Source organism: Mycobacterium sp. E3298 (assembly GCF_001666895.1).
Lineage (GTDB): Bacteria > Actinomycetota > Actinomycetes > Mycobacteriales > Mycobacteriaceae > Mycobacterium.
Genome location: NZ_LZJB01000456.1, coordinates 1 through 24,234, shown reverse-complemented (window position 1 = coordinate 24,234; position 24,234 = coordinate 1). Strand labels below are relative to the sequence as shown.

Below are 24,234 nucleotides of genomic sequence, written 5' to 3'. Positions count from 1 at the left end.
AGGCCAGCACCCTGCGCTGCCTGCGCGACCAATTGGAGTAGACAACTCATCGCCTGCCAGGCCGCCTTCGGCGCCACGCCCGCGCCACGCCGCAATGTACTGTGCGATTCGGGAACGAACTCGACTGTGGCGCCGAAGGCGGCCTGGGAAGGGAGCTCGAACGATGAGGACTTCACGGACGGTGGCCGCGGGAGTCGCGGCGACGACGGCGCTGGCGGTGGCGGTGTCGGGGTGCGGCGGCAAGAATTCGACGCCTTCGACGTCCAAGCCGGGATCGTCCAGCTCGGCTACCAGCGCCCAGAGCTCGGCGCCGGCGTCGTCGGGCCCCGCCCAGCCGAGTGACTACACCGGGTTGCTGATCCAGGCCAGCGACATCAATGCCCCGATTCCGTTCACGGCGACCCCGCCGATCAGCAACCCGAACGGCCAGCCCGGCATCGCGACGACGTTCAAGGACGAGGACGGCAGCCACGTCATCAAAGACACCATCCAGGTGTTGGCCGACCCTGGCGCCGCCACGAACGCGTTGAACGCGGCCAAGGGCGGTCAGGGTGACGTGATCAAGAACCCGACCACGCAAGCCGCCACCGTCGGGACGGGCGGAACGACCCTGCTGGGTAACTCCCCCGACCACAACAAGGGTGTGACCCTGCTGATGTTCACCGAGGGGAGGGCCTTCGTGACACTGCAGTTCGACGGACCGCCCGACACGCTGGCCCCCGCGGATTTCGTCAACGATGTCGGCCAGAAACAGGACGCGGTCATCAAGAAGGGGCTCGGCGGCTGAGCGCGAGCGGACCGCCCACAACCCGAGGAGCCCGATGACCGTCATCAACGGCATGCCGGCCCATGCGCTGCTGCTGCATTTCGTCGTGGTGCTCGTACCCGTGACCGCCCTGCTGGAGATCGTCTGCGTGTTGTGGCCGACGGCGCGGCGCGGCCCCCTGTTGTGGCTGGCGGTGATATCGGCCATCGCCACCATGGTGCTCACGCCGATCACGGTGGACGCCGGGGAATGGCTGTATGACCTGCGGGCCAAACCCAGCGCCATCCTGCAAAAACACGCCGCCCTGGGCGGCACGATGACCTACTTCGCGGCCGCGCTGCTGGCGGCCGCGTTGGTGCTCGTGGCGATGCGCCTGATCGAACGCCGCTCGGACAAGAGCCGCGTGGCCGTCCGGGCGACCATCGCGATACTGGTGCTCGCCGTCGCCATCGCATCGACGATCCAGATCTACCGCGTGGGTGATGCTGGGGCGCAATCGGTTTGGGGTGACGAGATCGCGCGTCTGCAGAAATCGCACCCGGGTTAGCGGTCGTCGCGGCGCCTATGCGGTTGGCATGAGGAGAAAGAGCCGGAATTTGCGCGGGCCCGCGCGATCCTGGGCGACCTGGTAGTTCGGCCAGTGCGCCACGGCCGTGGACCATGCTTGGTCACGTTCCGCACCGGTGAGCAGCCGGACCGATGCCACGAAGCGATGGCCGCGCCTGCGGACGGTAACGCGTTGTGTCGCTTTGAGGTTCGCCGACCACGAGGGATGGCGGTCTCGGCCCCAGTTGGAGCCGACCACCAGCAACCCGCCGTCGAGCGGCACGTACTGCACGGTCGCGGTACGGGCGAGGCCCGTCTTGCGGCCCGACGTGGTGATCTGTACGTTCGGCAGGCCCACGAGATCGAGTACCCCGAACCGTCCGGTCGTCGCGAAGCGAAGCAGCGCCTCAAGACTTTCCGCGACCGGCCGGCCAGTCAGGACGAGCCGGCGGTAGGCTGCCGGATTCCGGGCCACCCGCTGCAGCGGATTCATACGCAGACTGTATTCCCGGCCGCCCCGGCGCGGGCGTCGGAGCGGTGAAATGACCTTGACGGCCGGGGTTTCCGATGCGGGCGCCCCGTCACGCCTCCTGGTGCCGCACCCGATTAAATAAACTGCTTGATTTAATATGATGGTCCGTGTTCACTGGGGCGATGACCGCCGAACGGGCCGCCCGCTCCGACAGGTCGACGGGCACCCGGGAGGCGATCCTGTCGGCCGCGGAAGTGCTGTTCGCCGAGCGCGGCATGTATGCGGTATCGAACCGGCAGATCAGCGAGGCGGCCGGGCAGGGCAACAACGCCGCGGCTTGCTATCACTTCGGCACCAGGACGGACCTGCTCCGGGCGATCGAGGACAAGCATCGGAAGCCGATCGAGGCACTGCGCGCGCAACTGCTGACCGCAATCGGCGATTCGGCCGACCTGCGCGACTGGGTGGGCGCGCTGGTGCGGCCACTGACCGATCATCTGCATGCGCTGGGCGCCCCCAGCTGGTACGCCCGCTTCGCCGCCCAGGCGATGGCCGATCCCACGTACCGCCACGTCGTCACCAAAGACGCGCTCGCGTCGCCGCTGCTGGTGCAAACCATCGACGGCATCAACCGTTGCCTTCCCGACCTGCCCAGGCGGGTGCGGTCCGAACGGATGGTCATGGTGCGCAACCTGCTCATGCACACCTGCGCCGAGCACGAAGGCGCTCTGGCCGAGCACGGGCCGCGGTCGCGTTCGGCCTGGCCGGTCGCCGGCGAGGGCCTGATCGACGCGATCGTCGGCCTGTGGCGCGCACCGGTCCATGTGAGCGCGGCGGGCACCTAGCCCCGCCGCACACCAGAACAGGCCAAACCGAGGAAGCACGATGACCGACGTCTCGACCGACACCGATATTCCGGAGTTCCCCATGTCGCGGGCGCCGGGTTGCCCTTTCGCCCCGCCGCCAGAAGTGCTGCAGCTCAACGCCGACAGACAGTTGAGCCGGGTCCGGATCTGGGACGACAGCACGCCCTGGCTGATCCACGGCTATGAGGCGACCCGGGCGTTGTTCACCGACTCGCGGACCAGCGTCGACGACCGGCTCCCGGGCTATCCGCATTGGAACGAGGGCATGCTCGCGACGGTGCACAAGCGGCCGCGTTCGGTGTTCACCTCCGACGCCGAGGAGCACACCAGGTTTCGCCGGATGCTCTCAAAACCGTTCACCTTCAAGCGGGTTGAGGCGCTGCGGCCTGCGGTGCAGCAGATCACCGACGACCACGTCGACGCGTTGCTGGCCGGCCCAAAGCCGGGTGACATCGTCAGCACGTTGGCGCTGCCGGTCCCCTCCCTGGTCATCAGCCAGTTGCTGGGCGTGCCCTACCAGGACGCGGATTTCTTCCAGACCCAGGCCCAGCGCGGCATGGACCGCTACGCCACCGAGGAAGACACGGCGCAGGGCGCGGCGTCGCTGGCGAAGTACCTGGCGAACTTGGTGCGGGCCAAGATGCAAAGACCCTCCGACGATCTGGTTTCCGACCTCGCCGAGCGGGTCAACGCCGAAGAGCTCACCGTGCGCGAGGCGGCCCAGCTGGCCACCGGTGTGCTCATCGCCGGTCACGAGACGACGGCCAACATGATCAGCCTGAGCGTCGCGGCCCTGCTCGACCATCCCGACCAGCTGGCGCTGATGCGCGACACAGACGATCCGCAGGTGATCGCCGTCGCGGTCGAGGAATTGATGCGCTACCTCAGCATCATCCAAACCGGCCAGCGGCGGATCGCGGTCGAGGACATCGACGTGGGTGGCGAGACCATCCGAGCCGGCGAGGGCATCATCCTCGACGTCGCTCCGGCGAACTGGGACGGCCGGCAGTTCCCCGACCCGGACCGCCTGGACCTGCGCCGCGAGGACGGACCGCACGTCGGGTTCGGCTACGGTCGCCACCAGTGCGTCGGGCAACAGCTGGCCCGGATGGAATTGCAAATCGTCCTGCCCACGCTCCTGCGTCGCGTCCCAACCCTGCGCCTCGCGGCGCCGCTGGAAGAACTGCCCTTCAAGCACGACGCGCTGGCTTACGGTCTCTATGACCTGCCAGTGACATGGTGAAACCCGACCCGGGCCCGCAGGTGCCCGACTTGCGGGCGTTCGCTGGAAAGCGTTGCGCCGCTGGGCAACGAGCTGACGGCCGAGGCCCGGCCCGTTGACATCTTGCTCAACAACGCCGGCATCATGACGCCGCCGCAACGCCAGGAGGCCCGAGGCGGCTTCGAATTGCAGTTCGGGGACTCCCACACGTGCGCCTCGTTTATGGTGGATGGTCTGGGGCTCGCCCAGGTCGACGAGATCGGAATCGACAAGGTGATGTGGTCGTCGGACTACCCGCACAACGAGAGCACCTACGGCTACTCGGAGCGGTCGCTGGCCGCGGTCGTCGACGCCGTCGGTACCGAGAACACGGTCCGCGTCGCCAGCGCAAACATCAGAACGTTCTCGGACCTGTGAGATGACCGAATCACTCAGTGTCCCGGGCACACTCATCGACATCCCCGATGAGCCGGATAGGGCGCGCATGCGTTCCGAGACTGGCGCTAGGCTGCGGTCCGCGATGGCCGATCACGGCGTGGACGCGCTGATACTGCTGATGAACGGCTACGTCGGATACGCGACGGGCGCCAGTTGGCCGCTCTTGGACGCGGGGCTGTCGCACGTGGAGCGCCCGGTCGCGGTCGTGCTCGCCGACGACGAACATCCGCACCTGTTCATGCCGTTTCGCGGCGGAGCGTCCGCGGAATCGCCGGTGCCCGACGACCATCTGCACGGGCCCGTCTACCTCGAATTCGACCATGGCGTCGAGCAATTCGCGCGTGAGCTGGCTGGGCTGATCCCACCGGGCGCGAACGTCGCGGTCGACGAACTGACCGGAGCGATGCGAAGGGCCGGCCGCAGGCTGTTCCCCGGGGGCGAGCCGACGGATGCGGCGATCGTGGTTGGTGCTGCGCAATTGGTGAAGACTCGCGATGAGTTGTCCTGCCTTCGCCGGGCCACCCGCATCACCGAACAGGCGATCGTGGACGTGCAGCGGGCGTTGGCGCCGGGGGTCCGCCAGATCGACCTGTCGGCCACGCTGGTGCGTCGCGCCTTCGAGCTGGGTGCCACCACGAACATGCTGGAGGCCATCTGGCAGGTGATGCCGAGTTCGCGAGAAGCCGGAGTGTGGACGACACATGGCGATCTGGCGCTGCCGCTGCTTCCCACCGATCGTGAACTGGCCGCCGGCGACGTGCTATGGACCGACATCAGCATCACCTATGCCGGGTACTGCTCCGATTTCGGCCGGACCTGGGTGGTCGGTCGCCCGCCCACCCAGCGACAGCAGGACCAGTTCCGACAATGGCGTTCGATCATGGACGCGGTGCTCGCGGTGACCAAAGCCGGTGTCAGCTCCGGCGATCTGGCGCGTGCGGCGATTGCCGCCAACGGCGGCCGCAAACCCTGGTTGCCGCATTTCTATCTGGGCCACGGTATCGGGACCTATCCCGCCGAAGCTCCCATGATCGGAACGGATCTCGGCGAAGAGTTCGACGACAACTTCGTCTTGCCGGTCGGAACGGTTCTGGTGCTGGAACCCGTGGTGTGGGAAGACGGGACGGGCGGTTATCGCAGTGAGGAGATCGTGGTGATCACCGAAGACGGCTACCTGCCGATCACCGACTACCCCTACTCCCCCTATGGCGACTGAAGTTCTGCCCGACCCCACGGCGCTGCGGATGGGCCGCCGGGACCGCGCGTTGGCGCAGATGGACGCGCACGGGCTGGACATGCTGGTGCTTGGGCGTCAAGCCAACATTCGTTACGTGACCGGCGCACCGCAGTTGTGGATCGCCGGGACGCGACCGTTCGGCCCGATGTGCGTCGTGGTGCGCGGGTCAGGCGAGATCTATCTCAACAGCACCGACGACGAGGGGGTGCCGGAGGAGATCGGGCACGATCACCTGTACGGGCTGGCCTGGAACCCGATGACGCTCATCGACGTGCTGACGAAGATCGATGGCGCCCACACCGCGCGTCGGGTCGGAACCGATGCGATCACTCCGACTTTCGCCGCCCTGCTGCCGGAGGCGTTCCCGAACGCCGAGCTCGTCGACGCGGAGCCCGCGATGCGGGCGGCGCGGCGCGTCAAGACGGCCGACGAGATCGCGGCCATGGCGACGGCGCTCCGGGTCGCCGAGCGCGGACTTGCCGCCGCGCTGGCCGAATTCGCGCCGGGCGTGTCGGAACGAGCGCTGGCGGGGGCCATGATGGAGGCCATGGCCGCGGGCGGTGTGAGCACGCCCGCCACCCAGGACGCGGCGTGGGTGACGTCGAAGGAGCACCCGTGGCGTCGCGCCGGATCGGGCGAGGGGCGGCCGGGTGATCTGGTCGCGTTCGCCGCGGGGGCCCTGGCGAACGGCTATGTCGCGGAAGTGGGCCGGACGTGGCCGGCCGGCGACCACGCCGACCGGGCTACGCGCGACCTGTTCGAGCGGTCGAACACGTTGTACGACAACATGCTTGCGGCCTGCCGGCCCGGCGCGCCCACCTCGGACTTGGTGGCCGCCTATCAGGCCGCCGGCGAGCCGATTCCGCCGATGCCGATCGCGCACGGATTGGGGCTGGGATTCGATCCGCCGGTGGTGTCCCAAACCCTGCTGGCAGCGGGCGAATTCGACCAACTGGAGGCGGGGATGGTGTTGGCCATCACCGCGTATGTCTGGGAAAAGGGTGTCGGGGCGCTATTCAGACGGGACACCGTTCACATCACCGAGGGCGGTCCCCACGTGCTGACCGCCAGCCCGTCGTGGTCGGGTCAATAGAATCACTTGCGTCACTGGGTGAGTTCCGTGATCCCGATATCACTGCGGTCGGCCGAGAGCCCAGCCGGGCAGCGTCGGCGACACAGGAGGGCAACCTCGGAGACACCTGCGGGTCGCCTCTCGATGCCTTCGTTGCCACCTCAAAACCTCCGGGGTTACCCGGAAACCCGTTCCCCGGTCAGGTCGAGGGCGATATCGATAAGCACGTCCTCCTGGCCGCCGACCAAGCCCCTGCGCCCGGCTTCGACCAGAAGCGTGCGCGCATCGACGCCGAACCGTTCGGCAGTTGCCTCGGCATGACGCAGGAAACTTGAGTACACGCCCGCGTATCCCAGCGTCAACGTCTCCCGGTCCACGCGCACCGGACGCTGCTGCAGGGGCCGCACAAGGTCGTCGGCGGCGTCCTCGAGCGCGTTGAGGTCACAGCCGTGTTGCCAGCCCATCCGGGTGGCCGCCGCGACGAAGACCTCCAGCGGCGCGTTACCGGCGCCGGCGCCCATACCCGTCAGTGATGCGTCGACGCGGTGAGCGCCATGCTCCACGGCGACCATCGAATTCGCCACACCCAGCGACATGTTGTGGTGGGCATGGATGCCGACTTCGGTTGCACTGTCGAGGCTTTGCCGCACCGCGTCGACCCGTTCGGCGACGTCGCGCATGGTCATCGCGCCCCCGGAGTCGACGACATAGACGCACCCGGCCCCGTATCCCTCCATCAGGACGGCCTGCTCGGCGAGCTTCTGCGGGGTGGTCATGTGGCTCATCATGAGGAAACCGACGGTGTCCATGCCGAGTTCGCGCGCCGCGACGATGTGGTGCGCGGAGATGTCGGCCTCGGTGCAGTGCGTCGCGACGCGTACGACACTCGCGCCCGCCCGGTGCGCGGCGGTCAGGTCGCGGACGGTCCCGATGCCCGGCAGCACGAGGGTCGCCACCTTGGCCCGCTCTACGGTCCCGGCCACGGCCTCGATCCACTCCAGGTCGGTGTGGGCGCCGAATCCGTAGACGCAGCTGGACCCGGCCAGCCCGTCTCCATGGGCGACCTCGATAGAGTCCACCCCCGCCTGGTCGAGCGCCCGGGCGATCTCGGTGACCTGCTCCAGGGTGTAAGAGTGTCGCACGGCGTGCATGCCGTCACGCAGCGTGACATCACTGATGTACAGCGGCTTGCTCATTTCCTCACCCCCACAGTCGTCATCGAGTGCGCGGCGATTCGTTCCGCGGTGGCCAGGGCGGCCGACGTCATGATGTCGAGGTTGCCCGCATAGGCGGGGAGGTAGTGCGCGGCGCCCGTCACCTGCAGCATCACGGTGACCCGGGTGCCCATGAACTTCCCGGTCTCCGGGATGTGCAGCGGACGGTCGGCGTCGAACGTCTCGAACTGGACGGGCTTGGTGAGCTTGTAGCCCGGCACATACCGGGTGACCCGCTCCACCATCTCGGCGATCGAGGCGCCGATGGCCTCGTGGTCGCAGTCGCCCTCGACCAGGCAGTAGACGGTGTTGCGCATGAGGATCGGGGGGTCGGCCGGGTTGAGGACGATCACCGCCTTGCTGCGCTGCGCTCCGCCAACCACTTTGAGCGCGGTGGCGGTCGTCTCGATGAACTCGTCGATGTTCGCGCGCGTGCCCGGGCCGGCCGACTTCGACGAGATGGACGAGACGATTTCGGCGTACGACACCGGGGCCGCGTTGTTGACGGCGGCGACGATCGGCACGGTGGCCTGCCCCCCGCACGTCACCATGTTCAGGTTCGGCGCGTCGATGTGGTCCTCCAGGTTCACCACCGGCACGCAGAATGGTCCGACGGCCGCCGGCGTCAGGTCGAGGACGCGAACGTCCTTGTCGCGCAGAAAGTTCCAGTGCCGGACATGGGCGCCGGCGCTGGTGGCGTCGAACACCAGCCGGATCTCGTCGAAGTGGGGCATCGCGAGCAGGCCCTCGATCCCCTCCGAAGACACGGGGACGCCAAGGCGTTTCGCCCGGGCCAGCCCGTCGGACCCCGGGTCGATGCCGATCATTGCCGCCATCTCCAGCGGCCCGTCGCTGCGGAGGACCTTGATCATCAGGTCGGTGCCGATGTTGCCCGACCCGATGATGGCGACCGGATATCGTTCGTTACTCACTGAACTGCTCCCTACTCGAAAGTCACGCTGACGGCGCCGAGCCCGCTGACCGCCGCCGACGCCCGATCTCCCGCGCCGACGAACGGCGCCGTGGTATACGAGCCGGACATGACGAACGCGCCGGCCTCGATGGCAGTGCCGTATTTCGCGACCGCGTTGGCCAGCCAGGCGACGGCGGCGGCGGGATGACCCAGCACGGCGGTGCCCGCGCCCGTGGCGACGGTCACGCCGTTGACGACGAGTGTCGCGGTGGTCTCGGGGAGCGCCGGCGCCCGGCCGATCGGCACCCACTCGCCCAGCACCACCGCACCGGAGCTCGCGTTGTCGGCCACGGTGTCCGCCAACGTGATCCGCCAATCGGCGATCCGGCTGTCAACGATCTCCAACGCCGGGGCGACGGCCTCGGTGGCGGCCAGCACGTCGCCGATCGTCACGCCCGGCCCGCGCAGCGGCGCGCGCATCAGGAAGGCGACCTCAGGCTCGACGCGCGGCGCGCAGAACGCGGTGACCGGCACGGTCGCCGCGTCGGGGAGCACCATGCTGTCGAGGACGTAGCCGAAATCGGGCTCGTCGACCCCCAGCAGCTGCTGCATGGGCGCGGAGGTGATGCCGATCTTGTGGCCGCGCAGCGTGCGACCCTCGGCGAGATAGCGGACCATGTTGGCGCGCTGCACCGAATACGCCTGGGCCACCGTCATATTCGGATACATCTGCGTCAGCGGCTCGATCGGGACGCGGGTGCTCTGCGCGTCGTAGAGCAGTTGTGCGGCGTCGGTCAGCTGAGCGGATTGAACGGTCATGCCGGCTCCCCCGGTTCGAGCAGCTTGGCCGCCATGTCGAAGACGATGCGGACGTGCAGGTCCAACAGCCTGACCAGATCGACGGAGTCCCCGCCGACTTCCTTGGCGATGAACAACCCGTCGGCGCCGGCAATCGCGTAGGTGGTTAGCAGGTGCACACCTTCGTCGCCGAGCTCCGGGGCAAGCTGCCGCACCATCTCCGCGAACCGGTGGAACGCGCGATCGCGCACCTCGAGGAACATCTCCCTGGCCCGCGGTTCGACGGGCCGACGCTCCAGGCTCAGCATCAGCCCGAGGCGGAGGAAGTCCGGCGCATCGAGCAGGGCCTTGGCGACCCGGCCGCCGAACTCCGTCATCCACTCGCGGTCCGGCGTCACTTCTGTCAGGTCGAGCTCGGCCAGCCAGCGCTGGAAGCTGCGCTCGATGACCGCCGCGATCAGGTCGTCCTTGTCGGCGAAATGCCAGTAGATGGAAGTCGGAGGCAGGCCGCTCTTCTTGCTGACCAGTGAGATCGTGGTGCCGTCGTAGCCGCGTTCCGTGGCGACCTCGGTCGCCGCGTCCAGGATCCGCTCGCGCGACTGCTCGCCATTGGCCCGCGTGCGCCGCTGAGCACGGGGTTCGGCGGCCTCAGGGCCGGCCGATTTTTTCTGTGCCACATTCCCTCCTCCGGGGTGTTGACGATCACGCTATCGAGAGCTTACTGTATGGAGCACTACATTAACAACCTCTCCACCGAAGGTTCCCCTCATGTCAGACCAACCGATTCATGACGTAGCGATCGTCGGGTACGGGCCGGTCGGCGTCACCGCCGCCAACCTGCTCGGCCAGCTGGGCCTCAAGGTCGTCGTCGTCGAGCGCGATCCGAACATCTACGTACGCGCGCGGGCCATCTCCACCGACGAAGAGGTCGTGCGCATCTGGCAACAGGTCGGCCTGGCCGACCGGCTCAACGCCGACATGCAGCCCGGCAACGGCGCCAACTTCGTCGACGCCGACGGCGTTCCGTTCGTGCGGCTCCTGCCGGTGTCGCGGGGCAACGGCCACCCGCCGCAACAGTTCATCTACCAGCCGGCACTGGAGAAGGTGCTGCGCGAAGGGGTGGACCGCTTCCCCAACGTCACGGTCCTCCTCGAGCACGAGTGCCTGCGGGTGGTCCAGCGTGACGATCACGTCGAACTCATGCTGGCCGATCTTCGCGCCGACGAGTTCCGCCGGATCCGGGCGTCGTACGTGATCGCCGCGGACGGTGGGTCGAGCTTCATCCGCGGCCAGCTGGGCATCGGTTTCAGCGGGCGCACCTACGGGGAGCGTTGGATCGTCATCGACACCAAGGTGCTCAAGGAATGGCCGGGCCACGACCGGCTGCGCTTTCACTGCAACCCGGAGCGGCCGACCGTCGACTGCCCCACCCCGCTGGGTCACCACCGGTGGGAGTTCCCGGTGCGAGACGAGGAGGACGAGAAGGATCTCCTCTCCGAGGAGGCGATCTGGAAGGTGCTGCGGGGGCAGGGGATCTCGCCCGACAACGTGAAGATCCTCGGGTTCGCCTGCTATAGCCACCACGTCCGCTTCGCCGACCGGTGGCGCGTCGGCCGCGTCTTCCTGGCCGGGGACGCCGCGCACGCGATGCCACCGTGGATCGGCCAGGGCATGTGCGCCGGTGTTCGCGACGTGGCGAACCTGTGCTGGAAGCTGGCCGCGGTGCTGAACGGGTCGCTGCCCGAGTCGGTGCTGGACACCTACCAGGCTGAGCGGATGCCACACGTGAAGGAGGTCACCAACCGCGCGGTCAAGACGGGCAAGCTGATCATCCAACGCGACCCGCGGCGCGCCGCCGTGCGAAACCACTTCTTCCGCACCGCGAGCAAGGTGCCCGGGTTCACGTCCTGGCTCCGCCAGCACCGCTGGCTGCCCGACGCGCGTTACCAGAAGGGTTTGTTGGCGCACAACGGAAACGGTGCCGTCGGCTGGCTCATCCAGCAGCCGTGGGTGGTCGAGGAGAAGGGTGACGCCGTCCGCCTGGACGACGTCATCGGCGGCCGCTGGACCGTGCTGCACCTCGGGCCGGCCCCCGATCTGCGGGAGTGGCGTGAGGCGGGCGTCCCCGTCCTGAAAATCCTTGTGCCCGGGGCGGTTCCGAGCGCTGACAGCGTCGTGGACGCCGACGGCATTCTCACGCGCTGGCTCGACAAGCGCGGCGCGTCGGTGGTGGTGGTGCGGCCCGACGGGTTCGTCTACGCCGCCGCAAAGGAAGACCAGCGGTTGCCGGGGCCCCCGGCCGGATTTATTGAGCGGCGACCCGCTGCGCCCGGCAACGCCGCACTTGCGATCGCCACGGTTTAAGGACGGATTCGATGACCAGCAACACCATGATCGAGCGCACCGTGCGCGTCAACGGGAAAGACATCTTCCTCGTCGAGGCTGGGGACGGCCCACCGGTGGTCCTCCTGCACGGCGGCGGCCCGGGCGCGTCGGGCGTGTCGAACTATTCGCAGAACATCGAGCCGCTGGCCGAGAACTTCCGCGTGATCGTCCCCGACATGCCCGGCTACGGCCGCTCGTCCAAGGGGGTCGATCGCGACGATCCGTTCGGCTACCTGGCCGAGCACATCCGCGGCATGTTCGACCAACTCGGCATCCAGCGCGCGCACCTAGTCGGCAACTCCCTCGGCGGTGCCTGCGCGTTGCGCCTCGCCCTGGACAGCCCGCATCGGGTCGACAAACTCGTGCTGATGGGGCCGGGCGGTGTCGGGACGAGCCGTGGGCTGCCGACCGCGGGGCTGAAAAGCCTGCTGTCGTACTACGGCGGCGACGGGCCCAGCCCCGAAAAGCTGCGCACCTTCATCCGCTCGTATCTGGTGTACGACGGCGAATCCGTCCCGGAGGCCCTGATCGAGGCGCGCTACCAGTCGTCGATCGAGCCCGAGGTCGTCGCCAATCCGCCCCTGCAACGGCCGACGGGCCCAAGGGTGTTGTGGCGAATGGACTTCACCCGCGACCGCCGGCTCAAGCACCTGAACACCCCGACGCTCGTCATCTGGGGACGTGACGACAAGGTCAACAAGCCCAGCGGCGCGGCAATGCTGGGCGAGCGGATGCCCAACGCCGACGTGCTCATCACGGCGAACACGGGCCACTGGGTCCAGTGGGAACGCGCCGACTTCTTCAACGCCGTCACCACCGCGTTCCTGACGGCCTGACCATCTGTAAGGAGAATCTCATGACCACTGACGTCTTCGGCAACGTCCACCTGGGCTATGTCGTGATCGAAACCAACAAGTTCGCCGACTGGAAGCGCTTCGGCCGCGACGCGATCGGCATGCACCTCGACGAGATGCTGCCCGACACGATGCGGTTTCGCTTGGACGCCAACGAATGTCGCTTCCTGCTGCGGCAGGGGCCGGCGGAGGACGTCGTCGCCTTCGGTTGGCATCTCGACGACCACGCCACCTTCGACGAAATCTGCCGGCGGGTCACCGACCACGGCGTGCCGGCCGTGGAGGGCTCCGACGACGACGCCAAACTCCGCGGCGTGGAGCGCTTCCTGCGGTTCCCCGGACCCAACGGGCTGACCCAGGAGGTGTACACCACCGCCCGCACGGCGCCGCTGGCGCTGGATATACCGGGCAGCGGGTTCGTCACCGGCGCGGGCGGATTGGGCCACGTGGCGATCTTCACGAAGAAGCCGCACGAGATGCGGGGCTACTACGACCACGTGTTCAACGCGCGCCTGTCGGACTACATCGACGAGACGATCAACGGCCTGAAGCTGAAGGTCCGCTTCCTGCGCGTCAACGAACGTCACCACTCCGTGGCGATCGCGTCCGTGAACATGTTGCCCGTCAACCCGATTCGCACGCGGGTGCAACACGTGAACGTCCAAGCCGCCACGCTCGACGACATGGTGGCGTCGTATCAGCGCGTCAAGGCACTGGGTTTCGAGATGACGATGTCGGTCGGGCAGCACACCAACGACAAGGAACTGTCGTACTACGCGATGACCCCGTCGGGATTCGAGTGGGAGGTCGGCTGGAACCCGATCGTCGTCGACGAGTCCGTCTGGAAGCCGACGACCCACCAGGGCATCAGCATCTGGGGGCACAAGCTGGAGGGGCAGACCGTGGTCGACAAGCTCGAGATGTTCGCCGTGGCCGCGCGGTCGGTGCTGCATCGCGAGGACACCGTCCCCGCGCTCAGTTCCCCGGCGATCGCCGACGACTGAGGTAAGCGAGCCGGATCATGCCGTCATGAGCGCCACCGCCGCCGGCGCGGTGACGTCTCACGGTCCCGGCTATGCCACCGTGGTCATATCGCGGCGAGTAAACGACAACGAAAACCGGCGGTTTCGACGCTGGCTGCGCCGCCTGCGCCGGGCAATCGAGCGGTCTTCCGGTTACATCGGCATGAGCGTGCAGCCACCCGACGAGAACCACCCGTGCGAGTGGGTGGTGATCTATCAGTTTCGGTCAGAGCGAGACCTTGATGCGTGGCTGTGCTCTGCACAGCGCGCGGCCTTGATCGCTGAATGCGACGCATATCTTAAGGATCGGCCTATAGAGCAACGCATCGTTCAACCCCGAACCGATAGCGTCACCCTGATCAGTGCTGTCCGTTTACGCCAGGGAGCCGAAAAGGCCCACCGCGAGCTCCACGAGAATGCCGTGGCGGCCGCCGGCGCGCTGGGTGGTCTTATCCGCCACCAACTCATCCCGGCCGTCGCGGGCGCTCAACCGGACACGGTGGCGCTGCTGACGTTTCACACCCGCGACGATCTCGACCGCTGGATGAGGTCTGCGCAACGCCGGAACATTCTGCGCGCCATGTCGGCGCTGACCGAAAGCGAGCGAACCGTCAACGTCGTCGGTGGCTACGCCGGCTGGTTTAGCCCGCCGGGGGCGGGACCCAAACAATGGAAACAAGCGATCGCAGTGATCGCCGGATTGATACCGGTATCACTTCTGGTCACCGCTGTCCGCCAGTCGACCGCCCCCGACCTTCCACTGTGGGCCGTGGTGCCGCTGACCGCGGTGGCAAACGTGGCGATCCTGACATGGCTCGTGATGCCGCTAATCACCCGTGCGCTACGAGGGTGGCTGACCTAACTCATCGGCCGAAATGTCGAGCCGCATGGGACGGTCCGGGCCACGCGCCGGTGGGGCGGACCCCATCATGCTTCATCCAGCGTCGGAAAGAGGAGTTCCGAAACCAGAAGCTGGACTGCCGCGGCGACGGGTATCGCGACCAACGCCCCTACTACCCCGAGCAGCGCCGCGCCGATGAGAACGGCGAACACGGTCACTCCTCCGGGCACTCTCACCGCACGCCCGATGATCTTGGGCGTCAACAGGTAGTCCTCGGCCAACCGGAAGGCGACGTAGAAAGCCACAGTGGCGATACTGACCGGGATGGACACCGTCAGCGCCACCAGCGCGACCACAAACCCGCCGACCGTTGACCCATAGGGGAATAGATCGATGATCGCGACGAACAGGCCGAGCAGCACCGCATATGGAACATGCAGGACGAAGCACCATGCGAACGTCGCCGCCCCGGCGATGACAGAGGTCAGCACATTGCCGAAAACGTAGTCACCGAACTTCGCCATCACCTCGTCGCCGATGAGGATCGCGCGCGGTCGCCGCGACTTCGGGACCAACCGATACATGGTCGATCGGATCCGCGGCAGTTCGGCCAGAAAGTAGACGGTGAGCACGGCCACAATCCCGACGTGTGACAGTGCTCCGAAGATGGTCTCCCCGGCCTTGAGGAGGCCCCCAACGGCTGGCGAGCCCGAATTGTGGAGCATGTCGCCGATCCGCTGTTGAACATGGAAGCGCTCGTTTAGTCCCCCGATCACGGTGGAGCGGCTCTGTGCCTGCTGAAGAAAATGTGGGACCTGCTCGACGAATTGACGGGCTTCCTGCACCAGCGGGGGGACCGCCGCCGCCACGGCACCGGCGAGGACCCCAAACACGGTCACGACCACGAGGCTTACCGCGGCCCAGCGCGGCAGTTTGCGGTTCACTAGCCCGGACACCGCAGGCTCAAGCCCGAGGGCAAAAAATATCGCCGCCCCGATCAAGACCAGAACCGAGGACGCTGCCCCGAGCATCCGCACCGCCCCATAGGTGACTGCCACACCGGCCGAGGCCGTCAGCCCCAGATAGAACGGCGAACGCCGATCGAATCGTTGACCCCGGGTACCGAACGGGTGGCTGTCCGATCGTAGTCGCGCCGCGGCGTTTTCGGCGGCCGCGATCGCCCCTTCCTCGTCGCGGTGCGGGCGACCCACGCGGCGGTGATGGCCCCGATCGGCGAGGTCCTTACCGCCGGCCGGGCCGTTGTTGTTGTTCTCCACTGTCCCAACTCCGTTCGTCAGCAGGGAATGAACCCACGATGTCCGCGGCGTCGTCTTTAACAGTGACGCTGAGCTATCCGACCCGGGCCAAAATCACAGATCCCACTCGAACGAAGTCCGTGGCCGCCGTCGACCCCGGTGGTGTCCCTTCGGGCGATTTTCCAGTCGAGACTCGTATTCCGGTCCCCTTGCTGAGCCGGCCGGGGGTGAGGAATGGCGAGGGCCGCAGGCTGGGTAGCGCGCGGAATGGTGGCTGCGGTCGTCGTGGGCGCTGCCCGGCAGCTGCGAGGCGGCGGCCGCCTCGATCCGCCCACGCGCTTGGACCGCGGTCAGCCCCGCACCAACACTTTTCAGCACCCGATGCTTCGAGATGGCGACGACGATGAGCCGTAGCTCAATCGCCATCGGCGAGTACGTCATCGAGCAGCGTGGCCACGCGATGCCGTTCCCACACGAACAGAAGGTTCGACAGCATCTGCAGCGGTGCCCGCACGCTCTCGTCGTCGCGGATCAGGGGATGCGTGCGGCTGTTCGGAATGGCCTCGAAGCGTTTCCGGATCATTCCCGGCACACCAAGGAGCCAGGCAACGCCCATGGTCGCCGCGTAGAGCAAGGTGTTCCGGCGCAACCGAACCGGATCGAGTTCCGGCCCACCGCAACGACGGAACTCGGTAGCGAACAGCCGTAGCAGTTCGTCGAGATGGGCTGCCCACAAATCGGTTTCGGCGCCCGACATGGCTCCCCAGATCGCCATGCCCAGGTTCATCTGCCCGACGCACCCCCAATCCATCAGGCCGCAGCGCAGAACGCCGCCCGTGTCGCGCCAGAACCACGCGTTGTCGATGTTGGCGTTCCAATGGCACAGCGCGACATAGTCGGAGTCGCCGGCCAGAAGGCGGGTGATCTCGTGCTCGTGGTCCGCGAACCGCGGCACGTCGTCACGCAGGCGGGCCGTCAATTCCGCCGAACCGGCCGGCAGCAATCCGCTATGGGCCCGCGCAAATTCGGCCAGCTCTTCCAGTCGGCGTTCCAGCTTGTCCGCCGACAGCGGCGCACGCTCCCCCACCGTCGCCGCGGCCACGTCCAGCGGAAAGTGTTCGGTCAATGCCGCCGGCAACCGCCCGGACCGGTGGGTCCCGGCGAGCCGGGCCAGCGCGGTGAGCAATGCCCGGTAATGCTCCAAGGGCCGGGGCATCTCGTAGTCGAGGCACTTGTGGTAATGGGGCTCGATTCCGTTCTCGCCGAATCGAATCCGCCTGCTGATCAGGATCCCGGTGCCGGTATGGCGGTGATAGTCGGCGAATTGCGGCTCGGGCACCGCGATCGGAAAACCCGGCGCCCTCGACAGTGCGGCGAACCGCACCTCCGGCTCCATCTGTGTCTTGCCGCGATCGCGCGCCGGCTCGTCGAAGTCACGCGAGAACTTGACGAACAAATCCGTGCGCAGGTTCGGTGCGGGCTGGGCGTATTCGACCGAGAGCGCGACTTTCCGGCCGGTGCTGCCCCCGGTCACCTCGCGGAAACCGGTGACGCGACTGACACTGTTGTCCCGCATCGCTCCCGATGCCAGAAACGCCTCGGTGAGAAAGCGCGCACCGCCGGTGTGCAGCGCCGCCGCGTCGGCCGGAAACGCCAACCCGTAGTGGTCGCCCACAGCCCAATGCGAATTCAACCGACTACCAGGTTTGTTCGGCCGCACGCACCAGCATGTGGTTGACCGCCACCCGGCGATCACGAGTCACCATGAACAGCACCGCGTCGGCGATGTCTTCGGGCCGCAACTTGACCATGCCCGCGGTCTGGCGCTCGAACGCTTCCCGGGACGATTCGGCCAGGTGACCGAAGATCTCGGTGTCGACCGTTCCGGGGCCGACGACGCCGACACGCACCCGCTGGCCGAGCACCTCTTGCCGAATGCCCTCGCTGAAAGCATTCACACCGAACTTCGTCAACGAGTAGACGGCCGTGTTGGGCCGGGCGACCCAACCGGCCGTCGAGCTGATGGTGACCAGATCGGCGACACCGCGCGGTGAGTCGGCCGCGGCGTTGATCAGGTGCGGGAGCGCCGCTCGACTGACGTACAGGACCCCTTGCACGTTCACCGTCAACATGGCGTCCCAATCGCGCAGCGACGCCTCGGCCGCGGGGCCGGACTGCATCAACCCGGCGTTGTTCACCACCGTGTCCAGCCGGCCGAACTCCGTCACCGCGCGCTGGACGGCCGCCGACACCTGTTCGGCATCGGTGACGTCGGCGGTCACCGCAAGCGCTGTGCCCCCGGTGGATTCGATGTCGGCTTTCAGTTCCGCGAGCCGGTCCGCGCGGCGCGCGAGCAGGGCCACCGCCGCGCCCTCGGCGGCCAGCGCCTTCGCCGTCGCGGCGCCGATCCCGCTGCTGGCGCCGGTGACCAGGGCCGCGGTACGTGCAAGTGTCGCCGTCATGCGCCCAGTATCCCGTGCAGCACATACTCGGTGTGCTCGCCCAGGTCCGGCGCGCCGCGGGCGATGCGCGCCTGGCTGCGGGCCATCCGCCAGGACGGCCCGACGATCGGGCGCTGGCCCTCACGATGATCGCTGACGAATCGATACAGCTCGCGGTCCCACAGCCGTTGATCACTGATCACGTCGAGCGAGGTGGCGCTCTTGCCGGCCGGAACCCCGGCCGCGCGCAGGCGCTGCGCCAGGCGCTCGGCGTCATGGCGTCGGGTGAGTTGGGTAAGACATGCATCGAGCGTCTCGGCGTGGTGCCGCCGCTGGTCCATGCGCGCGTAACGGCCCTCGCTTGCGAGCGACTCGGCGCCGAGCACCTCGCACAACGCCCGCCATTGCGCGTCGTCGGTGACCGCCACGGCAATCCAGGCACCGTCCGCGCACGGGTAGCAGCCGTGCGGGCACATGTCCGGATGATCGTTGCCGCTGGCCTCGAGGCGACGGCCGGTCAGCGCTTGCTCGAGGAGCCGGTCGCCGATCATGGACGACAGGGTCTCCACCGCTGATATGTCGACGAATTGGCCTGCGCCGGTCAGTTCACGATGAAGCAGCGCGACCACGGCGGCGTACGCGGCCGCCGCTCCGACGGTCGAATCGCCGTAACGCATGCTGGTTCCAAGCGGCGGGCCGCCGCGGTAGCCGACCAGCGAGGCCAGCCCCGCCAGGGCGGCGAAGCAGGGCGCGTAACCGGTTTGGTGGCCCAGTGGCCCGTCGTTGCCCCACATCTTGATCGACACCGAGATGATGTCCGGTTTGATCTCCCTCAGTTGCGCGTACCCCAGGCCCTGGCGTTCCATCGCGCCCGGGCGAAGGTTGTTGAGCACGACGTCGCTGCGGCCGATCAGCTCCCGCAGCCGCGACATGCCCTCGGCGGACTTGATGTCCAGGTCCACGCTGAGGATTTCGGGGTTGATGCTCAGAAAGTACGGCGCGTGGTTGATGTCGGTGCCGCCGTAAGCGCGCATCTCCTCGGGGCTGCCCGCGGTTTCGATCTTGACGACCTCGGCGCCCAGCATCGCGAGCAGCTTGCCGGCATACGGGCCGGCCCACACCTTGGTGAGCTCGACGACCCGCACCCCCTCCAGCGGCCCGCCCCGCGGAATCATCGGGGGCTTCAACTGCGGCGACGCGACCTGCGGCCGCGGCCGCACCGAATCGATGCGGTCCAGCACCCGCCGCGTGTGCTGACCGAGCGTCGGTGCGGGATCGGTGATTCGAGCCGGTGACGCGCTGAGCGCGTACGGCACCGTCGGGTATGCCGCGTCGCCCAGCACCGGGTGGCGCACCCACTGGAAGAAGCCGCGATGCCGGTATTGCGGCGAGTCATGAAGGTTCGCGGCGTCGTTCACCGGCACCAGCGGCACCCCCAGTCGCTGGGCCCGGTCGGAGGCGTCGTCCTTGGCAAGGTCCCGAATCCATGCCGCGAAGCCGCGATGGAATGCGGCAACCTTCTCGGCGGTCACGAAGAACTCCAGCCAGTCATCCTCGAAAGCAGCCAGCCAGCCGGGTTGACCCATCAGTTCTTTCAGGCCGAGCCAGTGGGCGCGGCTGGTCATGTAGAGGTAGACGAAGCCATCGGCGCACCCGAAAAACGCTGCGGGGCCTGCTTGGTCGAAGTCGCCGCGGTGACCCGCGGCGGTCACCTCCCCGGTGATGAATCGCCCCAGAATGCAGTCGGCGCGGGAGGCCAGCACCGCGTGCCCGGAGATGTCGATGGACTCGCCTCGACCGCTGTGCAGTCGCCCGAATAGGGACGCGGTCACGCAGAGCGCGGCATCCAGCCCCGCTTCGTAGTCGGCGAGGAACCGGCCGGGCCCCTGCAGTGGCGGCTTGCTGAGATCCGGGTGACTGGGCGTGTGGTAGCCCCAACCGCTGGCATGGAACACGTTGATGCTCTTGGCATTGGCGGATTCGGGTGGCGCGCCCCGTCCGAACGGCGCGATCGAGCAGAACACCACATCCGGATACTGGGCGGACCAGTCGGTAGCACCATCTCCGATGACCGCGTCGGCGGTGCCGATGAGCTTGTGCAGGGACTCGGCGCCGCAAGCGGTACCGCGATCGAGCACGACAGACCTTTTGTTGGTGTTCAGGTACGCGAACAGCCCGCTGCCGTCGCACCCGTCGGCCAGGATGGGGGCCATCGCCCGCGTCGGGCTGCCGCCCTCCGGAGCCTCGACCTTGATGATCTCGACGCCGAAGTCGGCCAACAGTTTTCCGCAGTACTCGACCGCTACGGATCCGGCCAGCTCAATCACCCGGAAACCCGTCAGCGCCGACATGCGAGCTCCCCGAAGGTCAGGGCTTCGCGCGACCCGAGCGGCTCAGGCGCCACTCCGGCGGGAAGTTCAGGTCGTTGTCCTTGACGACGTTGTTGAGGCCCTTCTCGAAGGTTCCGGCGGTCAGGTCGACTTCCTCGGCGTCGTTGGCGATCATCGGCAGCATGCCTTCGACCATGCCGGTGAGCAGGCTGCCGAAGTATTCGCCCTTATGCTGCTTGTAGAGCTCCAGGAACGTCTTCTGCACGGCGACCGTGTCGGTCGGGCGAGAGCGGGAGCACGCCATCGCGTATTTCAGCGTCTCTGCTTCCAGCTTCTCCCGCGGCACCACGCTGTTGACGAAGCCGCACTCGTACATCTCTTTGGCGCTGAATGGTCTTCCGGTGAAGAGCATCTCGGAGAACTTGCGCAGGCCCATTGTCTCGGCCCACCACCACAGGCGCGGGCCCCAACCCACGTAACGGAAGGCCGGGTGCCCGAAGAGGGCGTCGTCCGAGGCGATCACCAGGTCGGCATCGCCGGCCTGGTAGAAGTGCCAGCCGTAGCAGTAGCCCTTGGCCTCGATGATGCTGATCTTGCGCAGTTCCTGAAGCGGCCGGTTGCCCGCACGGGCCTTCGCGTAGAAGTCGGTGACGGTGGACAGGTACCGATACGATCCGCCGGGCGGGTACTTCACGTCGTCGTCGTTGATCGCCAGTTCGTGCAGCAGCGGCATGCCGGGATTTTCCAGCATGCCCCGCTGCTCGGGCAGGTCGCCGCCGCTGCCGAAATCCTCTCCCTCGCCGCGGATCACGACGACCTTGACGTCGTCGTCCACGTTGCACTTGTGGATCAGGTCGGCGTAGTTCTGACGCATTCCCAAGGTCGTGGAGTTGAGCTCCTCGGGGCGGTTGAACGTGATATAGGCGATCCGGTTCTTCTTGTCCTTCTCGAACTTGATGTACGGCTCGGCTTCCTTCTTCATCTCTTCGTAGTCGTATTCGGGCATCGGCTTCTCCAACTTCTCTTGTATTGGCGCTACTTGAGCAAGCTGCCCGCGTCGACGGGAAGCGAAACGCCAGTGACATAACGCGATTCGTCAGAGGCGAGGAACAGGACCGCGTTGCTGATGTCCGCGGCTTCCACCCAGGGCACCGGCAGCGTGTGCATCATCTGCGAGATGGGGGCGAAGTCCTCCGGCCCCGGATTCTCCAGGTCGGGGCGGAAGAGCCGGAACGTGTTGTCATTCATCACCATCGTGGTGCTGACCTGGGTGGGTAGCACCGAATTGACGCGGATCATGTGCTGGCCGAGCTCGACGGCGAAGGCGCGCATCAGGCCGATGACGCCGTGTTTGGCCGCGATGTAGTGGCCGGTATTCGGGTACGCCTTGCGCCCGCCGACCGAGCTGGTGAGCACGATCGACCCGCCGCGGCCGCCCGAAAGAATCTGCGGGACGCCCGCTTTGACCGTGTGCCAGACGCCGGTCAGGTTGATGTCGATCATGTCCTGCCAGACGTTCTCGCGGATCTTGTGCAGCTTCCTGCCGTCGGTGCCCACGCCCGCGTTCGCGACGATGATGTCGAGCCGCCCGAGCTGTTCCACACCGTCGTCCAGCGCGGACCGCAGGCCCTCGTAGTCGCGGACGTCCACCTGCGCGGTGACGATGCGACGGTCGTGGGCTTTCACCAAGTCGGCCGTCTCGGCCAGGTCTTCCGGCACCGAGTGCGGGTAGGCCAGGTTCTCGATCGGCCCGCAGACGTCGACCGCGATGATGTCGGCGCCCTCCTGCGCCAAGCGCACCGCATGGCTGCGGCCCTGGCCGCGGGCGGCGCCGCTGACGAACGCGACCTTGCCCTCGACCCGGCCGGTCATCAGGGCACCACGGTGGGCAGAGTTTCCCAGCCCCGGACCGACGACGTCGGGCTGAGTGTTGCGTTGGCCAGATCGGGCTCCCACTGCGGGAAGCGCTTGAGGATTTCCTCGAGGGCGACGCGGCCTTCCAGCCGCGCCAGCGCCGAACCCAGGCAGAAGTGGGCGCCCACGCTGAACGTGAGGTGCGGACGGGCGGGACGATGAATGTTGAATTCGCCTGCGTCGGGGCCGAACTGCCGCTCGTCGCGGCACGCAGCACCGATCAGCATCAGCATTACGCTGCCCTCCGGCACCGTCTGGTCGTAGAGGCTCACGTCGCGCGTGACATAACGCGCCATGTGCGGCGCGGGCGGCTCGAAGCGCAGCAACTCCTCGATGGCCTGCGGGATCAGTGCGGGGTTTTCGACGAGTTCACGGCGCTGCTCCGGGTGCTCGGCGAGAACCTTTCCGGCCCAACCGATCAGGCGCGTGGTCGTTTCATTGCCGGCCCCCGCCACCACGTTGAGGTACACCAGGATTTCTTCGCGCCTCAGCCGCCGCGTGGTCCCGGTCTCGTCGACGAATTCGACGTTGAGCAGCTCGGTCATGATGTCGTCCGACGGGTTGTCGGCGCGCCAGTCGATGTAGGCCTCGAACTGCTCGCCCACCGAGAGGCCGTGCTCGGCGGCGCTCATCGGCTTACCGGGCTCGGTGCGCAACTGAGCATTGCCGCGATCGCGGATGTATTCCTGATCTTCTTCGGGGATGCCGAGCAACGCGCTGATCACCTTCATCGGCATGATCGCGCCCAGGTCGGTGACGAAGTCGAACCGCCCCGACCCCACCAGCGGATCGAGCGCTTGTGCGCAGAACTCTCGGATCATCGGCTCGAGCGCGGCGATCTTTCGGGGGGTGAACATGCGCGACAGCAGCTTGCGGTGCACGTCGTGGATCGGCGGGTCTTCGAAGATCAGCATCCCCGACGGGATCTCGAGGTTGGCCTTGATCAGTTCCATGATCACGCCCCTTGCGGAGCTGTAAGTGCCGTGGTCGATGATTGCCTTGTTTACATCCGCGAATCGGCTCAGCGCGTAGAAATCGTATTCGGCGTTGTAATACAGCGGCGCCTCGTCACGCAGGCGCTTGAACATGGGGTACGGATCGGCGATCAGCTCGACGTCGTACGGGTCGAATCGCACATGGCTATCGGTGCTCGTCGTCACGAAATCCCTCCTACCGCTGACGCTTCCCGGGTGTTGGTACGGCTTGCGCAGCGCCCGCGCTGCCAGGAGTGCAGCGCTGGATCCGGGTCGGGCAATTTGTACACTCCGCTTAACTGCTTTGCTCAGACATGGGAACGGGCTGGGCTGAAATCGGCCCGTCAACGTGGCCTAACTCTATTCTCGTAGAGAACCATATGGGCAATGGTCTGGCAAGACCCCATGCCGCACAACCCGCCGCCGAGGTGTGCGTGCACGGGCCGCTCATCCGAGCGCCGTGGCCCGGTGCGCCCCGGCTTGGCCCCGCCCATCCGCACTGGTCAGCCGGCCCTGGTGCGGGCTGTGCAGAATGCCGGCCGCGATGGCCGACAAGATCCCGTCCAGCCGCTCGGGGGTGTCGACGATCCGGTCACCGTGGGCGAACCGCACGAGCAGCCCGTTGATGAACGTCAGCGTCACGTTGCTCAGGTCCTCGACGACGGCGGGTTCC

General features: G+C 67.1%; 22 protein-coding genes and 3 pseudogenes. 12 read left to right on the top strand and 13 right to left on the bottom strand.

Going from position 1 to position 24,234, the window contains the following annotated elements; genetic code table 11:
- The first annotated feature begins 163 nt into the window (after nucleotides 1-163).
- Both A9X05_RS21245 and A9X05_RS21240 read left to right on the top strand, forming a co-directional pair.
- The gene (locus tag A9X05_RS21245; protein ID WP_067783933.1) at nucleotides 164-787 is read left to right on the top strand and encodes a hypothetical protein; all 624 of its coding nucleotides are present in this window, start codon (nucleotides 164-166) and stop codon (nucleotides 785-787) included.
- 34 nt (nucleotides 788-821) lie between these two features.
- Nucleotides 822-1,313, top strand: a complete 492-nt coding sequence (locus A9X05_RS21240; protein WP_067783932.1) for a DUF2231 domain-containing protein — start codon at nucleotides 822-824, stop codon at nucleotides 1,311-1,313.
- Nucleotides 1,314-1,328: 15 nt separating this feature from the next.
- Here A9X05_RS21240 and A9X05_RS21235 read toward each other — a convergent pair whose 3' ends face one another.
- Nucleotides 1,329-1,805 (bottom strand): nitroreductase family deazaflavin-dependent oxidoreductase, encoded by a 477-nt coding sequence (locus A9X05_RS21235; protein WP_067783931.1) that lies wholly within the window; start codon nucleotides 1,803-1,805, stop codon nucleotides 1,329-1,331.
- Nucleotides 1,806-1,951: 146 nt separating this feature from the next.
- On the opposite strand from A9X05_RS21235, the gene A9X05_RS21230 reads away from it, so the two are divergent.
- The 6 genes and pseudogenes from A9X05_RS21230 to A9X05_RS21210 all read left to right on the top strand — a co-directional run bounded on the left by A9X05_RS21230 (nucleotide 1,952) and on the right by A9X05_RS21210 (nucleotide 6,640).
- Nucleotides 1,952-2,629 carry a TetR family transcriptional regulator gene (locus A9X05_RS21230; protein ID WP_067783929.1) on the top strand — a complete coding sequence of 226 codons (678 nt, stop codon included), beginning with the start codon at nucleotides 1,952-1,954 and terminating at the stop codon, nucleotides 2,627-2,629.
- 40 nt (nucleotides 2,630-2,669) lie between these two features.
- On the top strand, nucleotides 2,670-3,893 hold the full coding sequence (locus A9X05_RS21225; protein ID WP_067783927.1) for a cytochrome P450: 1,224 nt from the start codon (nucleotides 2,670-2,672) through the stop codon (nucleotides 3,891-3,893).
- A gap of 39 nt (nucleotides 3,894-3,932) precedes the next feature.
- Nucleotides 3,933-4,079: pseudogene (locus A9X05_RS31765) on the top strand (short chain dehydrogenase); the annotation flags it as partial.
- Nucleotides 4,071-4,289, top strand: a pseudogene (locus A9X05_RS21220) (amidohydrolase family protein); the annotation flags it as partial. The pseudogenes A9X05_RS31765 and A9X05_RS21220, both read left to right, overlap by 9 nt.
- Before the next feature lies 1 nt (nucleotide 4,290).
- Nucleotides 4,291-5,526: a Xaa-Pro peptidase family protein gene (locus A9X05_RS21215; protein WP_067783923.1), complete on the top strand. Its 1,236-nt coding sequence runs from the start codon at nucleotides 4,291-4,293 to the stop codon at nucleotides 5,524-5,526.
- A complete protein-coding gene (locus tag A9X05_RS21210; RefSeq protein ID WP_067783921.1) occupies nucleotides 5,516-6,640 on the top strand; it encodes a Xaa-Pro peptidase family protein in 1,125 nt (374 codons plus the stop codon). The genes A9X05_RS21215 and A9X05_RS21210 overlap by 11 nt, the downstream gene beginning before the upstream one ends.
- Before the next feature lie 155 nt (nucleotides 6,641-6,795).
- Here A9X05_RS21210 and dmpG read toward each other — a convergent pair whose 3' ends face one another.
- Genes dmpG through A9X05_RS21190 form a run of 4 tightly spaced genes read right to left on the bottom strand, consistent with a single transcriptional unit; the run spans nucleotide 6,796 to nucleotide 10,221 of the window.
- Nucleotides 6,796-7,815 carry a 4-hydroxy-2-oxovalerate aldolase gene (gene dmpG / locus A9X05_RS21205; RefSeq protein WP_067783919.1) on the bottom strand — a complete coding sequence of 340 codons (1,020 nt, stop codon included), beginning with the start codon at nucleotides 7,813-7,815 and terminating at the stop codon, nucleotides 6,796-6,798.
- Nucleotides 7,812-8,765: an acetaldehyde dehydrogenase (acetylating) gene (locus A9X05_RS21200; RefSeq protein WP_082969689.1), complete on the bottom strand. Its 954-nt coding sequence runs from the start codon at nucleotides 8,763-8,765 to the stop codon at nucleotides 7,812-7,814. Before A9X05_RS21200 ends, dmpG begins: the two co-directional genes overlap by 4 nt.
- Before the next feature lie 11 nt (nucleotides 8,766-8,776).
- The gene (locus A9X05_RS21195; protein ID WP_067783917.1) at nucleotides 8,777-9,565 is read right to left on the bottom strand and encodes a 2-keto-4-pentenoate hydratase; all 789 of its coding nucleotides are present in this window, start codon (nucleotides 9,563-9,565) and stop codon (nucleotides 8,777-8,779) included.
- On the bottom strand, nucleotides 9,562-10,221 hold the full coding sequence (locus tag A9X05_RS21190) for a TetR/AcrR family transcriptional regulator (RefSeq protein ID WP_067783915.1): 660 nt from the start codon (nucleotides 10,219-10,221) through the stop codon (nucleotides 9,562-9,564). Before A9X05_RS21190 ends, A9X05_RS21195 begins: the two co-directional genes overlap by 4 nt.
- Nucleotides 10,222-10,312: 91 nt before the next feature.
- Here A9X05_RS21190 and A9X05_RS21185 point away from each other — a divergent pair, with 91 nt between their 5' ends.
- From A9X05_RS21185 to A9X05_RS21170, 4 genes are read left to right on the top strand one after another with little or no spacing between them, the layout of a single operon-like run.
- On the top strand, nucleotides 10,313-11,908 hold the full coding sequence (locus tag A9X05_RS21185; RefSeq protein ID WP_067750204.1) for a bifunctional 3-(3-hydroxy-phenyl)propionate/3-hydroxycinnamic acid hydroxylase: 1,596 nt from the start codon (nucleotides 10,313-10,315) through the stop codon (nucleotides 11,906-11,908).
- A gap of 11 nt (nucleotides 11,909-11,919) precedes the next feature.
- Nucleotides 11,920-12,765, top strand: coding sequence for an alpha/beta fold hydrolase (locus A9X05_RS21180; RefSeq protein WP_067750202.1), 846 nt, complete (start codon nucleotides 11,920-11,922; stop codon nucleotides 12,763-12,765).
- Between the two features lie 20 nt (nucleotides 12,766-12,785).
- A complete protein-coding gene (locus A9X05_RS21175; protein ID WP_067750200.1) occupies nucleotides 12,786-13,787 on the top strand; it encodes a VOC family protein in 1,002 nt (333 codons plus the stop codon).
- 25 nt (nucleotides 13,788-13,812) lie between these two features.
- A complete protein-coding gene (locus A9X05_RS21170) occupies nucleotides 13,813-14,667 on the top strand; it encodes an antibiotic biosynthesis monooxygenase (protein WP_067750198.1) in 855 nt (284 codons plus the stop codon).
- A 65-nt stretch (nucleotides 14,668-14,732) separates the two neighbouring features.
- Here A9X05_RS21170 and A9X05_RS21165 read toward each other — a convergent pair whose 3' ends face one another.
- The 8 genes and pseudogenes from A9X05_RS21165 to A9X05_RS21130 form a co-directional block, all read right to left on the bottom strand.
- Nucleotides 14,733-15,857, bottom strand: coding sequence for an AI-2E family transporter (locus A9X05_RS21165; RefSeq protein WP_067750314.1), 1,125 nt, complete (start codon nucleotides 15,855-15,857; stop codon nucleotides 14,733-14,735).
- Between the two features lie 460 nt (nucleotides 15,858-16,317).
- Entirely contained in the window at nucleotides 16,318-17,595 is a 1,278-nt protein-coding gene (locus A9X05_RS21160; protein WP_067783913.1) for a hypothetical protein, read from the bottom strand.
- Nucleotides 17,596-17,599: 4 nt separating this feature from the next.
- The gene (locus A9X05_RS21155) at nucleotides 17,600-18,364 is read right to left on the bottom strand and encodes an SDR family NAD(P)-dependent oxidoreductase (RefSeq protein ID WP_067783912.1); all 765 of its coding nucleotides are present in this window, start codon (nucleotides 18,362-18,364) and stop codon (nucleotides 17,600-17,602) included.
- On the bottom strand, nucleotides 18,361-20,694 hold the full coding sequence (locus A9X05_RS30025) for a CoA transferase (protein WP_082971032.1): 2,334 nt from the start codon (nucleotides 20,692-20,694) through the stop codon (nucleotides 18,361-18,363). The genes A9X05_RS21155 and A9X05_RS30025 overlap by 4 nt, the downstream gene beginning before the upstream one ends.
- Nucleotides 20,695-20,710: 16 nt before the next feature.
- Nucleotides 20,711-21,679: an enoyl-CoA hydratase/isomerase family protein gene (locus A9X05_RS21145; RefSeq protein ID WP_067750192.1), complete on the bottom strand. Its 969-nt coding sequence runs from the start codon at nucleotides 21,677-21,679 to the stop codon at nucleotides 20,711-20,713.
- A 29-nt stretch (nucleotides 21,680-21,708) separates the two neighbouring features.
- On the bottom strand, nucleotides 21,709-22,545 hold the full coding sequence (locus A9X05_RS21140; protein ID WP_067783911.1) for a mycofactocin-coupled SDR family oxidoreductase: 837 nt from the start codon (nucleotides 22,543-22,545) through the stop codon (nucleotides 21,709-21,711).
- Nucleotides 22,545-23,747: a cytochrome P450 gene (locus A9X05_RS21135; protein ID WP_067783909.1), complete on the bottom strand. Its 1,203-nt coding sequence runs from the start codon at nucleotides 23,745-23,747 to the stop codon at nucleotides 22,545-22,547. Before A9X05_RS21135 ends, A9X05_RS21140 begins: the two co-directional genes overlap by 1 nt.
- Nucleotides 23,748-24,008: 261 nt before the next feature.
- A pseudogene (locus A9X05_RS21130) lies at nucleotides 24,009-24,234 on the bottom strand (TetR/AcrR family transcriptional regulator); the annotation flags it as partial.

Coding starts and splice junctions, on each gene's coding strand:
- A9X05_RS21210 (WP_067783921.1), top strand. CDS start 5,516: ATGGCGACTGAAGTTCTGCCCGACCCCACGGCGCTGCGGATGGGCCGC.
- A9X05_RS21145 (WP_067750192.1), bottom strand. CDS start 21,679: ATGCCCGAATACGACTACGAAGAGATGAAGAAGGAAGCCGAGCCGTAC.
- A9X05_RS21215 (WP_067783923.1), top strand. CDS start 4,291: ATGACCGAATCACTCAGTGTCCCGGGCACACTCATCGACATCCCCGAT.
- A9X05_RS21245 (WP_067783933.1), top strand. CDS start 164: ATGAGGACTTCACGGACGGTGGCCGCGGGAGTCGCGGCGACGACGGCG.
- A9X05_RS21195 (WP_067783917.1), bottom strand. CDS start 9,565: ATGACCGTTCAATCCGCTCAGCTGACCGACGCCGCACAACTGCTCTAC.
- A9X05_RS21155 (WP_067783912.1), bottom strand. CDS start 18,364: ATGACGGCGACACTTGCACGTACCGCGGCCCTGGTCACCGGCGCCAGC.
- A9X05_RS21185 (WP_067750204.1), top strand. CDS start 10,313: ATGTCAGACCAACCGATTCATGACGTAGCGATCGTCGGGTACGGGCCG.
- dmpG (WP_067783919.1), bottom strand. CDS start 7,815: ATGAGCAAGCCGCTGTACATCAGTGATGTCACGCTGCGTGACGGCATG.
- A9X05_RS21240 (WP_067783932.1), top strand. CDS start 822: ATGACCGTCATCAACGGCATGCCGGCCCATGCGCTGCTGCTGCATTTC.
- A9X05_RS21225 (WP_067783927.1), top strand. CDS start 2,670: ATGACCGACGTCTCGACCGACACCGATATTCCGGAGTTCCCCATGTCG.
- A9X05_RS21180 (WP_067750202.1), top strand. CDS start 11,920: ATGACCAGCAACACCATGATCGAGCGCACCGTGCGCGTCAACGGGAAA.
- A9X05_RS21235 (WP_067783931.1), bottom strand. CDS start 1,805: ATGAATCCGCTGCAGCGGGTGGCCCGGAATCCGGCAGCCTACCGCCGG.
- A9X05_RS21175 (WP_067750200.1), top strand. CDS start 12,786: ATGACCACTGACGTCTTCGGCAACGTCCACCTGGGCTATGTCGTGATC.
- A9X05_RS21140 (WP_067783911.1), bottom strand. CDS start 22,545: ATGACCGGCCGGGTCGAGGGCAAGGTCGCGTTCGTCAGCGGCGCCGCC.
- A9X05_RS30025 (WP_082971032.1), bottom strand. CDS start 20,694: ATGTCGGCGCTGACGGGTTTCCGGGTGATTGAGCTGGCCGGATCCGTA.
- A9X05_RS21170 (WP_067750198.1), top strand. CDS start 13,813: ATGAGCGCCACCGCCGCCGGCGCGGTGACGTCTCACGGTCCCGGCTAT.